Consider the following 11,970-nt stretch of genomic DNA (forward strand, 5'->3'; position numbering starts at 1 on the left):
CTCTATACCTTCTTGATCGCGGCCTTGCCGAACAGGCCGGACGGCTTCACCGCCAGCACCAGCAGCAGGAGCACCAGGCCCGGCACTTCCTTGTAGCCGGTCGACAGGTAGAAGCCGGTGGCGGTTTCGGCGATGCCGAGGATGATGCCGCCGACGATCGCGCCCATGCCGGAGGTGAGGCCGCCGATGATCGCCACCGCGAAGGCCTTCAGGCCCAGCGAGGCGCCCATCGTGGCGGAGGTCAGGGTGAGCGGCGCGATCAGGGCGCCGGCGAAGGCCGCCGTCGCCGAGGAGAGGGCGTACGAGAAGGTGATCACCATGCGCGTGTTGATGCCCATGAGGCCGGCCGCGTCGCGGTCGTTGGCGGTGGCGACCACCGCCTTGCCGTAGATCGATTTGCGGTTGAAGATCTCGACCGCCAGCATGATGGCGACGGCGCCGATGATGACCGCCACCTGCATCGGCTGCACGTTCGCGCCCAGCACCGTGAAGGGCTCGGACGACAGCGGCGAGGGGAAGGGCAGCACGTCCTTGCCCCAGATATTCTCGGCCACGTTCTTGAAGATGATGGCCAGTGCGATGGTCGACATGATCCAGCCGAATTCGGACTTGATGCGGATCGCCGGGCGCACCCCGATCCATTCGACGAACATGCCCTGCAGGGCGCCGAACACCATCACCAGCGGGACCATCAGCCAGTAGCTGATATAGGGACCGCCATGGATGGTCCCGACCAGGGACAAGCCGACCAGGGCGCCCAGCATCAGGGCCTCGCCCTGGCCGAAGTTCAGCGTGCCGGAAGTGGCGAAAGTGAGTTGATAGCCGAAGGCGATGACGGCATAGATCATGCCGAGCGCGATCCCGGAGAAGACCAGCTGGAGGAGGATGTCCATTTTTACCCTAGTGACCGATACGTCTGCCCGTCGTCCCCGCGCAGGCGGGGGCGACGGATAAGTGCGCTAGGTGCGCGGGCTTACTTCACCGGCACAACCCGGCCATTCTGCACTTCGCCGAACTTGGTGTTGTCGAAGTTGATGGCTTCGTGGTCGGTGTGGCTGTAGGGCTTGTTGTAGGTGGTGACCACGCCTTCGATCGGGGTCTTCAGGTTTTCCAGGGCGGATGCGATCTTCGGGCCTTCCGTGCTGCCGGCCTGCTGGATTGCGGCGGCCAGCAGGTAGATCGAGTCGTAGCCCTGGGCCGCCGACACCGCCGACGGCATGCGGCCGTTCGGCGGGTTGTAGGCTTTCACGTAGGCGTCGATGAAGGCCTTGCGTTTGGGCGTATCCGGGTTCTGGATGAAGGTCTGCGGCATCCGGGTGCCGTTGCCGTTGGCGCCGGCGTTGTCGATGAAGTTGGCCATTGCGAGCGTCCAGCTGCCGACGATCGGCACCTTCCAGCCCAGCTTCTGCATGCCGTTGGCGATCTGCGCCAGTTCGGGGCCGATGCCGTAGGTGAGCACGACGTCCGCGCCGGCCTGCTTGGCGCGCAGCAGCTGTGCCGTCATGTCGACGTCGCCGATGTTGTACTTCTCGACCGAGATCGGTTTCACGCTCTTCGCGGCCAGGACCTTTTCGAGGTCTTCGCGGCCGAGCTGGCCGTAGTTGGTCGAATCGGCCAGGATCGCCGGCTTCTTGAAGCCGCGGCGGATCGCTTCCTCGGCGATCATGGTCGACTGGATGGTGTCGTTGGCGGAGTTGCGGAAGACGTAGTTCTCGGGCTGGTTGGCAAACTGCTTGGTGACGATCGAGCCGGTGGCGACGTTGTTCATCACCGGGATCTTGGCCTGCTGGTAGAAGCGCTGCGAAGCCAGGGCCACGCCGGTGTTGATGTAGCCGACGGTGGCCACCACCTTTTCCTTGTTGATCAGTTCCTGGGCGATCTGCACGCCGCGTTCCGGCTTGGCCTCGTCGTCGCGTTCGACCATCTGGAGTTGGCGTCCCAGCACGCCACCTTTGGCATTGATTTCATTCACCGCCAGGCGGACGCCGTCGCGCATCGACACGCCCATCGGCGCCGAGCCGCCGGTGAAGGGGCCGGACACGCCGATCTTGATCGGCTCCGCCGCCATGCCTGACATCGAAAAACCCAGTGCTACCCCTGCAACCAATGCTTTCAGTCTGAAATCCATTGCTGTCTCCGTAGTTGATTTTTATGCCGCACGCTGGCGCGCGCCGAGGCTGGCGCAGACCTGTCGTCGAGCCATTCTAGGATAGCAATTGGGCAACAGCAAACGATTCATGTGACGCGTTGCACCATGCGTCATTCATGCAAATGCGTAAGAAAAACGTAAGGAAGAGGGTGTATGGCAGGGCGAAAAAAAAGAGGCCGCACCGCAGTGCGACCTCCCCATTTTAGTGCAAATTTTCCGGCTTAGCGATGACCGCGCCAGCGGCCGCCACCGTGGTAGCCGCGATGGCCGCCCCAGTTGCTCCAGCTGAAGCCGAGGCCGATCGAGATCGGCGGATACCAGAACGGATCATAGACCGGCGCCGGCGCATAGATCGGGGCCGGCACGTACACCGGCTGGGTCACGTAGGTGGGGCCGCTCGGCACCGGGCTATAGGTAACGACGTCCGAGGTGGTGACGCGGCCGGCATTGCCCGAGGCGGCGGCCTGGGCCGCGGTGCCATTCGGGACCGGGGTTACCGAGACGACCTGCCAGCCGTTCGCGTCCGGGGCTTGCGCGTAGGCGCGCGTGCCGTAGTTGGCGGGACCGGGATACTGGGTCGCGCAGCCGCTCAGTGCGGCCACTGCAAGAATGATGGCGAGTTTTTTCATGGCGGTTCTCCTCACCTGCATACTACCCAGTTTCTTGTGGCGCCCGCTTTTTGATTTACAGGCTGTTACACCTGTTCACTCTCCTGAAACGTGAGGCAAGCTCAGGAGCGGCGGCGCCGGCTGGACAGCGCCACCGCGGCCAGGATCATGCCGAAGCCCGCCACATGATAAAGGTGGGGCGCTTCGCCCAGCAGCGGCCAGGCAGCCAGGGTCGCGAACAGCGGGATCAGGTAGACCGACATGCTGGCCCGCGCAGGCCCCGCCACCGCCACCAGGCGGTCGAAGCAGAAGTAGGCGCCCAGGCTGGGGACGATAGCCAGGAAGCCGAGCGCCACGTAGAGGCGGCCGTCGCCGAAGGACGGCACATCGCCGCTGGCCGCTTCGAGGGCCGCGAACGGTGCCAGCACCAGCGCGCCGCCGCCGATCAGGGCCGCCAGCTTGACGGTGCCGGGCAGCGGCGGCAGCGGCACGCGCTTGTTGAAGACCGTGTACAGCGACCAGCCGATCGCGGCCAGCACCACCCACAGGTCGCCGCGGCCGAACTCGAGCTGGCCGAGGGCGCCGAGGTCGCCCTTCGTCAGCACCACCAGCACGCCGGCGATCGCCACCATCAGGCCCCAGCCCTGGCGGCGGCCCAGCGGGGCTTTCCACACCAGGCGTTCGACCAGGGTCACCAGGGCCGGACAGGCGGCCAGGATGATGGCGACGTTGGCGGCGCCGGTGTGGCGCGCGCCGATGTATTGCGGGGCCACCGCCATGCCCATGCCCAGCGTGGACAACAGCAGGATGCGCGGCCAGTTGGCCAGCAGGGTGCCGCGCAGCGCCCACATGCGCGGGCCGACGGTCGGCATCAGGATCAGGAAGGCCAGCGCCCAGCGGCCGAAAGCGAGGAATACGGGAGGAATCGCCGCACCCTGGGCCCAGCGCGCGACCACCAGATTGGCGGCGAACAGCGCGGGCGTGATGAGCATGAGGGGCAATTCGGCATTGAAGGCGGCGCCCTGGACACCGAGCCCGCCGCGGGATACTGCTTCCGACACAAAGTACTCCTTACATAAGACGCCGGAATCATACTGCAGCGCACAAAAAATGTGCTTCTGTTGCGCCTGCCTGAGCGCGGGAATATGGATGATTCTTTTGCGTCTGGAGTAAAATGCGAAAGAATTATCTTCAACCATGCCTGTATAGACAAGGAAGACGCCATGAAAGACGGCCAACTCGACGAAATCGACCGCCAGATCCTGCGCACCCTGGGCCGCGACGGACGCATCAGCAACCAGAAACTGGCCGATACGGTGAACCTGTCGCCGACCCCCTGCTGGCACCGCGTCAAGGCGCTCGAGGACGGCGGCTACATCACCGGCTATGCGGCCCTGCTCGACCAGCGCCGCATGGGCGTGCCGGATACCGTGATCATCGAGGTCACGGTGGACCGCCACGACGACGAAATCTTCAAGGCCTTTTCCGACGCCCTTGCCGAGCTGCCGGAAGTGATGGAAGCCTATCTGCTGTCGGGCGAATACGATTACCTGATCAAGGTGGCGGTGGCCGGCACCGAGGGTTACGAGCGCTTCCTGCGCCAGAAGCTGTACAAGCTGCCCGGCGTGCGCCACACGCGCTCGACCTTCACGCTGCGCTGCCTGAAGCGCTCGCCCTCGGTGACCCCGTCCTTCACTGCGTGAAGAGGGCCAGCGGCACCGCCTGCGCCATCGCCTGGTAGCCGGCGCTGTTCGGATGCAGGTGGTCGCCGCTGTCGTAAGCGGCGCGCAGGCGCGTGATGCGGGCCGGATCGCGCAGCGCCAGCTCGAAGTCGACCACGGCGTCGTAGGTGCCGCCGCTGCGCATCCAGGCATTGAAGCTCTTGCGCACGTTCTCCCGCGCCGCCGTGTAGTAGGCGTGGCCTTCGAAAGGTGTCAGGGTGGCGCCGACCGCGCGCAGGCCGCGTGCGCGGGCCTTCGCCACCAGTTGCTGGTGGCCGGCGATCAGGCTGCCGACCGGGATCGGATTCGCCCCCGGGCTGTAGACGATGTCGTTGATGCCGATGAGCACGACCATCCAGCGCACGCCGGAGGTGGCCGCGATGTCGCGGTCGAAGCGGTCGAGCGCCTTCTGGCCGGTCAGCATCGCCTCCGGATAATCCTTCAACAGGGAGTTGGCGGCGATGCCGCGGTTGGCCACGCCGATATTCCCGGCCACGCCCAGCTCCAGCTGCAGGCGCCGCGCCAGCAGGTCCGGCCAGCGCCGGTTGGTATTCGCGCTGCTGCCCTGGCCGTCGGTGATCGAGTCGCCGAGCGCGGCGACGGCCGCCGTGGCAGCCAGGCCGGAATAGGCGCCGCTGACGTCGACCTCGGTCAGGAACGGCCAGGTGGCGATGCTGCGCGCGACCGGCAGGTTCGATGCCGCGCTGTAGCTGCCGGCGCTCGAGACATAGCCGGCCTGCAGCGCCTGGTTGTGGAGGGTCGTGACGCGGGTCGAGGCCGGCAGGTAGAGGCTGACGGCGAGGTCGGCAAAGGGCGGCAGGTTGAAGCTGACCGGATCCGACAGCACGGCGGTACCGGCGGCGATCGTGACCGGGGCCCGCCCGCCGAACAGCAGCTGGCGGTCGGTGCCGGCAACCAGCGCCGCGCCGCTGGTGCGCAGGGCGATGCGGGCGGCGCCGATGGACAATGGCGCGCTGCCCATTTCGTTCGAGATGCGGATGCGCGCCCGGCTGCCGCCGGCGCTGGCATGCGCGATCAGACGCAGGGTCTGGTTGGCCAGCACCATCGTCGAGGCCGCGGGCGGCGGGCCGGCCGGCGCCGTTCCCCAGGTGGCAACCCAGGCTTCCACCGCCAGGGCCTGCAGCTCCTGTGCCGCGGCAGGCAGGGCCAGCGCCGCGGCGAGGGCGGGGCCGGCGCGGAGAAAATCGCGGCGTCGCGGACACTGGGGAACTTGAACCGGGGGAGCGGCGTCATTCTCGACGCCATCGTTTTCGGCAAACTGGGTCGGTTTCATGTTCGGCTCCTGGGGGTTGGACAAGCGTTAGACTGCCAATCGCGGAGCCGGAACAGGAAAAGTATTTGCGCCACCTCACACCTCGTGCGAGTGGCGCAGGGTTTATTGCAGGATGGTCAGCAGCCCGTCGAGCCCGGAGAAATTCAGGGCCACATCGGCCTGGGCGCGCACCACCGGCTTGGCGCGGAAGGCCACCGACAGGCCGGCAATCCCCATCATCTTGAGGTCGTTGGCGCCGTCGCCCATCACGATCGCCTGTTTCGGATCGATGCCGAGTTCGGCGCAGACGCGCTGCACGGTGCGCATCTTCTCTTCGGCATCGACGATGCCGCCCACCACCCGTCCGGTCAGCACGCCGCCCTCGGCTTCGAGCACGTTGGCGTGCACGTAGTCCAGCCCCAGGCGGGTCTTCAGGCGCTCGGTAAAGAAGGTGAAACCGCCCGACACCAGCAGGGTCTTCAGGCCGGCCGCCTGCACCGCCTCGAGCATCGCTTCGCCGCCCGCGGAAATGCGCAGGCGCTCTGCGTACACGCGCTCCAGCGCTTCCACCGGCAAGCCTTCCAGCAGGGCCACGCGGCGCTTCAGGCTCTCCGAAAAATCGAGTTCGCCGCGCATGGCGGCTTCGGTGATGGCGGACACCTGCGGCTTCAGGCCCTGCATGTCGGCGATCTCGTCGATGCATTCGATGGTGATCAGGGTCGAGTCCATGTCCATCGCGACCAGCCTGAAGTCGGCCAGGGTGAGACCGGCATCGACGAAGGTGGCGTCGACGCCGGCGGCGTGGGCGGCGGATTCGACCGTCGCCTTCAGCGCGGGCGTGAAGTCGAGGCCTTCGCAGCGCAGCGCGTGCGCGTGGATGGGCGTGCTGCTGCGCGGACAGGCCGGCGCGGCGACCTGTGCGAGCACGGCCTGGTCGGCCGCGGGGCCCTGGAGGATCAGTTTCTTGGACATGGCGAACTTAAGCTAGTAATTGTTTGATGGTCTGCTTGACCTGGTTCACGCGCGCCTGCAGGTCCGGCATGGCGGCGGTGATGCGCAGCTTGTCCTGGCCGGCCAGCTTGACCTGGCGGTTTTTCTGGATCAGCGTGATGATCCTGATCGGATCGATCGGCGGCTTTTCCATGAACTGCAGGTTGGCGGCTTCCGCGTGGGCGTCGATCTTCACGATGCCGACCTGCTTGGCCGAGATGCGCAGTCGGTGGGTCTCGATCAGGGCCTTCACCGCATCCGGAAGTTTGCCGAAGCGGTCGATCAGCTCTTCCTGCATGTCGTCGATGCGGTCCTGGGTTTCGCAGTTGGCCAGGCGCTTGTAGATCGACAGGCGCTCGTGGACATCGCCGCAGAAGTCGGCCGGCAGCAGGGCCGGCACGTGCAGGTTGATCTCGGTGGTCGAAGACAGCGGCGCGCTCATGTCCGGCTCGCGGCCGGCCTTCAGCGCCTTCACCGCCTCGTTCAGCATATCGGAATAGAGCTGGAACCCCACCTCCAGCATTTCGCCGGACTGGTTCTCGCCCAGCACCTCGCCGGCGCCGCGAATTTCCAGATCGTGCATCGCGAGGTAGAAGCCGCTGCCCAGTTCCTCCATCGCCTGGATCGCGTCCAGGCGGCGCTGCGCCTGCTTGGTCATGTTCAGGGCGTCGTTCACCAGCAGGTAGGCGTAGGCCTGGTGGTGCGAACGGCCGACGCGGCCGCGCAGCTGGTGCAGCTGGGCCAGGCCGAATTTATCGGCGCGGTGCATGATGATGGTGTTCGCGGACGGCACGTCGATGCCGGTCTCGATGATGGTCGTGCACAGCAGGATGTTGAAGCGCTGGGCCACGAAGTCGCGCATCACCTTTTCGAGGTCGCGCTCGTGCATCTGGCCGTGGGCCACGCCGATGCGCGCCTCCGGCACCAGTTCGCGCAGCATCGCCAGGCGGTTTTCGATGGTCTCGACTTCGTTGTGCAGGAAGTAGACCTGGCCGCCGCGTTTCAGCTCGCGGAGAACGGCTTCGCGGATGATGGAGCCGTCTTCGCTGCGCACGAAGGTCTTGATGGCCAGACGCTTCTGCGGTGCGGTGGCGATCACCGAGAAGTCGCGCAGGCCTTCCAGCGCCATGCCGAGGGTCCGCGGGATCGGCGTCGCGGTCAGGGTCAGCACGTCGACCTCGGCGCGCAGGGCCTTCAGCGCTTCCTTCTGGCGCACGCCGAAGCGGTGCTCCTCGTCGATGATGACGAGCCCGAGACGCGTGAACTTCACGTCCGGCGACAGCAGTTTATGGGTGCCGATCACGATGTCGACGGTGCCGTCGGCCATGCCCTTGATCGCGTTGTTGATCTCCTTGCCGGTGCGGAAGCGCGACAGCTCGGCGATCTTCACCGGCCAGTCGGCGAAGCGGTCGCTGAAGGTCTGCGCATGCTGCTCGGCCAGCAGGGTGGTCGGGGCCAGGATCGCCACCTGCTTGCCGCCCATGACGGCGATGAAGGCGGCGCGCAACGCGACCTCGGTCTTGCCGAAGCCGACGTCGCCGCAGACCAGGCGGTCCATCGGGCGGCCGGAGGTCATGTCCTGGATCACGTTCTGGATCGCGGCGCGCTGGTCGGGCGTCTCGTCGAAGCCGAAGCTCTGGGCGAAGTTCTCGTAGTCGACCGCGGAGTATTCGAAGCTGTGTCCCTGGCGCGCGGCGCGGCGGGCGTAGAGGTTCAGCAGCTCGGCGGCGGTGTCGCGCACCTGTTCGGCGGCTTTTCTCTTGGCCTTGTCCCACTGGCCGGAGCCGAGGGCGTGCAGCGGCGCGTCTTCCGGGCTGGCGCCGGAGTAGCGCGAAATCACGTGCAGCTGCGACACCGGTACGTAGAGCTTGGTCTCCTTGGCGTACTCCAGGTGCAGGAACTCGGTATCGCCTTCGCCCAGGTCCATGCTGATCAGGCCCATGTAGCGGCCGATGCCGTGGTTGATGTGCACGACAGGATCGCCGACCTTCAGCTCCGACAGGTCGCGCACCATCGACTCGACCTGGGACGTGGCTTCCTGTTTCTTCTTGCCGGCGCGTTTGCCTCCGCCCGCATACAGCTCGGTCTCGGTGATGAAGACCAGGCGGCCGGTCGACTCCTCGGACAGCTCGAAACCGGCCTGCAGGGGCGCGACGCCGAGGGCCACTCTGGCATCGCTGGCGCGCAGGCCCTCGAAGCCTTCGATCAGGGCCAGGTCCAGCTTGTACTCGTTGAAGTACTGCTGCAGGGTCTCGCGGCGGCCGGCCGATTCGGCGCAGATCATCACGCGGGTGTCCACGCGCATCAGGTAAGAGCGCAGATTCGACAGCGGATCTTCGAGGCGGCGGTTGACGGCAATGTCCGGGATCGGCGCCGACAATTCGGAAGCGGCGGCGGCGGGATCGCGCGCGATGGCCCAGCGGCCGTGCGGCTTGGCGCTGACGAAGAAATCCTCGGCGCCGAGGAAAATCTCCTTCGGCTCCAGGATCGGGCGTTCGCGGTCGGCCTTCAGGAACTTGTAGCGCGATTCCGTATCCGCCCAGAACCGCTGGATCGCGGCTTCGATGTCGCCGACCAGGGCCAGCGGGGATTCCTCGGGCAGGTAGTCGAACAGGGTCGCGGTCTGGTCGAAGAACAGCGGCAGGTAGTATTCGATGCCGGCCGAGGCGATGCCGCTGCCGATGTCCTTGTAGACCGGCGAGCGGGTCGGGTCGCCCTCGAAGCGCTCGCGCCAGCGGCCGCGGAAGGCGGTGCGCGCCTGCTCGTCCATCGGGAACTCGCGGCCCGGCAGCAGGCGCACTTCCTTGACCGGGTACAGCGAGCGCTGGGTATCGGCGTCGAAGGTGCGGATGGTTTCGATCTCGTCGCCGAACAGGTCGAGGCGGTAGGGCAGGCTCGATCCCATCGGGAACAGGTCGATCAGGCCGCCGCGCACCGAGTACTCGCCCGGCGACATCACCTGGGTCACGTGGCTGTAGCCGGCCAGGGTCAGCTGCGCCTTCAGCCTGGCTTCGTCCAGCTTCTCGCCCTGGCGGAAGAAGAAGGTGTAGGCGGCGAGAAAAGAAGGCGGCGCCAGGCGCACCAGCGCCGTGGTGGCCGGCACCACCAGCACGTCGCACTGGCCGTTGCGGATCTCGTGCAGGGTGGCCAGGCGCTCGGACACCAGGTCCTGGTGCGGCGAGAACGCATCGTAGGGCAGGGTTTCCCAGTCCGGCAGCAGGTGGCAGGACAGCTTGCCGTCCGCGAACCAGGGGATTTCGTCGAGCAGGCGCTGGCCGTCGCTGGCGTTCGCCACGATCACGGTCAGCATCTGCCCGCCGGCCTTCAGCTCGAGCGCGGCAAGGGCCAGCGCATAGGCATCCGAGGAACCATGCAGCGCCGGCAGGGCAAAGCGTTGACCGGGTTTGGGGAGGTGTTTTTTCAGGTCGAAAGGCATGCTGGAATTATAGTCGAACGAGGCCGCCGAGCACTCGCGCCGAGCCGGCGTCGAGGCCGGCCACGGCCGGGTCGTCGCCGGCCAGCATGCCGTCGTCCAATAGCAGGCGCAGCAGGGCCAGATTTTCGGCCCGGCCCAGGCTGACGGACAGCGGCTGGGCGGCCGACGGTCCGCTGCCCGCCGCGCCGAGGATCGCGGCGGCGATCGGCGGCGGCAGTTCCCACTGCAGGGCGATACGGGCCGCCAGCGTGCGGGTGCGCGCCAGCAGCGCGGTGACGAAGGCCGGGTCCTGGGGCAGGGCGTCGGTGTCGAGCATGCCGTCGAACAGGCGCATGGCCACGATCAGGCCGAGGTCGTCCATCAGGCCCGCCAGGTAGGCTTCGAAAGCATCGGCGCCCAGGCCGGGGGCGAGCAGGCTGGCGGCCAGCGCGCATTTCTCGGTATGGCTCCAGATGCGCGGGGCGGCCTGGCGGCTGTGGCGGCCGTTCTGGGTCCCGATCAGCGGGCGAAAGGCGGCACGGGCCAGCAGCATGCGCAAGCCGTTCCGGCCCAGCACCAGCAGGGCGGCGTCGATGGTGCGCACCTGGCCGGAAGAACGGTAGTAGGGACTGTTGGCTTCGCGGATGAGTTCCGCGACCAGGGACGGATCGCGGGCCACCTGGCGCGCCAGCTCGGCGCTCGACGCAGCTTCGTCGCGCAGGCTGCGCAGCAGCTGGGGAATGACTTCGGGGACGCGCGGGACCAGGTCGGCGGCGTGGTCCGGGGAATCGAGCAGGCGGTCGAGTTCGGCCAGCACCAGCTGGCTGTGCCGCTGCGCCTGTGCGGTCGGCGCCGCGGCCGCCGCGCCGGCGGTCAGCCAGCGCCACCAGGCCTGGCCGTGGTCCAGGGGCGCCCGGTCGGACGCCGGCGCCGGCGCTTGGGGCGCGGGTGCGCCGGCCCGCACAGGCGTGTGCGACGCGACGGCGTCATCAACGCCGCCGAACAGCCGCGCAATCCAGTTTTTCATTGCTACGCCCCTCGACTATGCCAGGGGCCATTCTACCCGAGGGGCGGCGGCGGACCGGATTGCGTTTGCAGAGCTCAGTGGCCGGCGGCGCCGCTGTCGCTGGAAGCGCGCACGGAGGGGGTGGTATTTCCGGTGCCGTTGGCGTCGGAATTGTCTTTCGCCGCCGCCGAGCCGGTGGCGGTGGCTGTGCCGGTGGTGGAAGCGCCGGTCGCGCCGGTCTGGAATACCTTCATAGCGGTTTCCCTATAGTGATCGCATGGTGGGGGCCACGGTAAGGCTGGCGGCAAGCGAACCGGGTCGCGGCGACCGGTAAGGCGGGGTGCCGCCATGGTCGCTATTGCCTTCGTTCGGGCCGCACGCCGCCAGGGACGCCGCCAGCAGGAGGGAGGCACCGGCAGGCTGTACGCCTGCTTCGGCCCTTATCTCACTGCGTATTGGTGGGAGGCGGGGTGGTTCCGCTGGTCGTGCCCGAATTGGTGGTGCCGGAAGTGCCGGAACCCGAGGTGCCGCTGCCGGTGCCCCAGTCGTTACGGCCCGAGGTGCCGGTGTTGCCGCTGGCGCCCGAGGTTGCGGTGCCTGAGGCGCCGTTGCCGGAGGTGCCCATGGTGCCGGAGTTGGACGTGCCGGTCGCGCTGCTGCCACTCGAGCTGCCTTCCATCGAGCCGCTGTCGGAGTTGCTGCCGGTCGAGCTGCAGGCTGCCAGGCCAATGGCCATCGCGGCAGCAATCATCACGCTTTGATATTGTTTCATGGTCTACTCCTTCGGTGGTGGATGACGCCATCATGG

The 11,970-nt window shown here is 67.1% G+C and carries 11 protein-coding genes; 1 reads left to right on the forward strand and 10 read right to left on the reverse strand.

Annotation, left to right across the window (positions count from 1 at the left end):
* Nucleotides 1–2: 2 nt before the first annotated feature.
* From AC1DOP_RS13865 to AC1DOP_RS13880, 4 genes are all read right to left on the reverse strand, one after another.
* Nucleotides 3–893: a branched-chain amino acid ABC transporter permease gene (locus AC1DOP_RS13865; protein WP_442121992.1), complete on the reverse strand. Its 891-nt coding sequence runs from the start codon at nt 891–893 to the stop codon at nt 3–5.
* A gap of 80 nt (nt 894–973) precedes the next feature.
* Entirely contained in the window at nt 974–2,128 is a 1,155-nt protein-coding gene (locus AC1DOP_RS13870) for an ABC transporter substrate-binding protein (RefSeq protein ID WP_477251753.1), read from the reverse strand.
* 242 nt (nt 2,129–2,370) lie between these two features.
* On the reverse strand, nt 2,371–2,778 hold the full coding sequence (locus tag AC1DOP_RS13875; RefSeq protein WP_477251755.1) for a hypothetical protein: 408 nt from the start codon (nt 2,776–2,778) through the stop codon (nt 2,371–2,373).
* A gap of 101 nt (nt 2,779–2,879) precedes the next feature.
* On the reverse strand, nt 2,880–3,818 hold the full coding sequence (locus AC1DOP_RS13880; RefSeq protein ID WP_477251757.1) for a DMT family transporter: 939 nt from the start codon (nt 3,816–3,818) through the stop codon (nt 2,880–2,882).
* A 162-nt stretch (nt 3,819–3,980) separates the two neighbouring features.
* On the opposite strand from AC1DOP_RS13880, the gene AC1DOP_RS13885 reads away from it, so the two are divergent.
* A complete protein-coding gene (locus tag AC1DOP_RS13885; RefSeq protein WP_442121996.1) occupies nt 3,981–4,460 on the forward strand; it encodes an Lrp/AsnC family transcriptional regulator in 480 nt (159 codons plus the stop codon).
* Here AC1DOP_RS13885 and AC1DOP_RS13890 read toward each other — a convergent pair.
* The 6 genes from AC1DOP_RS13890 to AC1DOP_RS13915 form a co-directional block, all read right to left on the reverse strand.
* Nucleotides 4,450–5,772, reverse strand: a complete 1,323-nt coding sequence (locus tag AC1DOP_RS13890; protein WP_477251759.1) for an SGNH/GDSL hydrolase family protein — start codon at nt 5,770–5,772, stop codon at nt 4,450–4,452. The two genes, AC1DOP_RS13885 and AC1DOP_RS13890, sit on opposite strands and share 11 nt — an antisense overlap.
* 102 nt (nt 5,773–5,874) lie before the next feature.
* Nucleotides 5,875–6,723, reverse strand: a complete 849-nt coding sequence (serB, locus tag AC1DOP_RS13895; RefSeq protein ID WP_477251761.1) for a phosphoserine phosphatase SerB — start codon at nt 6,721–6,723, stop codon at nt 5,875–5,877.
* Between the two features lie 7 nt (nt 6,724–6,730).
* Complete coding sequence (mfd, locus tag AC1DOP_RS13900; RefSeq protein WP_477251763.1) at nt 6,731–10,177, reverse strand: transcription-repair coupling factor; 3,447 nt, start codon at nt 10,175–10,177, stop codon at nt 6,731–6,733.
* A 7-nt stretch (nt 10,178–10,184) separates the two neighbouring features.
* A complete protein-coding gene (locus tag AC1DOP_RS13905; RefSeq protein WP_477251765.1) occupies nt 10,185–11,183 on the reverse strand; it encodes an HDOD domain-containing protein in 999 nt (332 codons plus the stop codon).
* A 74-nt stretch (nt 11,184–11,257) separates the two neighbouring features.
* A complete protein-coding gene (locus AC1DOP_RS13910) occupies nt 11,258–11,416 on the reverse strand; it encodes a hypothetical protein (RefSeq protein ID WP_477251767.1) in 159 nt (52 codons plus the stop codon).
* Nucleotides 11,417–11,607: 191 nt separating this feature from the next.
* On the reverse strand, nt 11,608–11,934 hold the full coding sequence (locus AC1DOP_RS13915; RefSeq protein WP_477251769.1) for a hypothetical protein: 327 nt from the start codon (nt 11,932–11,934) through the stop codon (nt 11,608–11,610).
* Nucleotides 11,935–11,970 lie beyond the last annotated feature (36 nt).

The organism is Massilia sp. 01N410, assembly GCF_056399665.1.

Excerpts from the sequence above, each read along its gene's own strand:
- AC1DOP_RS13865 (WP_442121992.1), bottom strand. The coding sequence starts at position 893 with ATGGACATCCTCCTCCAGCTGGTCTTCTCCGGGATCGCGCTCGGCATG.
- AC1DOP_RS13870 (WP_477251753.1), bottom strand. The coding sequence starts at position 2,128 with ATGGATTTCAGACTGAAAGCATTGGTTGCAGGGGTAGCACTGGGTTTT.
- AC1DOP_RS13875 (WP_477251755.1), bottom strand. The coding sequence starts at position 2,778 with ATGAAAAAACTCGCCATCATTCTTGCAGTGGCCGCACTGAGCGGCTGC.
- AC1DOP_RS13885 (WP_442121996.1), top strand. The coding sequence starts at position 3,981 with ATGAAAGACGGCCAACTCGACGAAATCGACCGCCAGATCCTGCGCACC.
- AC1DOP_RS13890 (WP_477251759.1), bottom strand. The coding sequence starts at position 5,772 with ATGAAACCGACCCAGTTTGCCGAAAACGATGGCGTCGAGAATGACGCC.
- serB (WP_477251761.1), bottom strand. The coding sequence starts at position 6,723 with ATGTCCAAGAAACTGATCCTCCAGGGCCCCGCGGCCGACCAGGCCGTG.
- mfd (WP_477251763.1), bottom strand. The coding sequence starts at position 10,177 with ATGCCTTTCGACCTGAAAAAACACCTCCCCAAACCCGGTCAACGCTTT.
- AC1DOP_RS13905 (WP_477251765.1), bottom strand. The coding sequence starts at position 11,183 with ATGAAAAACTGGATTGCGCGGCTGTTCGGCGGCGTTGATGACGCCGTC.
- AC1DOP_RS13910 (WP_477251767.1), bottom strand. The coding sequence starts at position 11,416 with ATGAAGGTATTCCAGACCGGCGCGACCGGCGCTTCCACCACCGGCACA.
- AC1DOP_RS13915 (WP_477251769.1), bottom strand. The coding sequence starts at position 11,934 with ATGAAACAATATCAAAGCGTGATGATTGCTGCCGCGATGGCCATTGGC.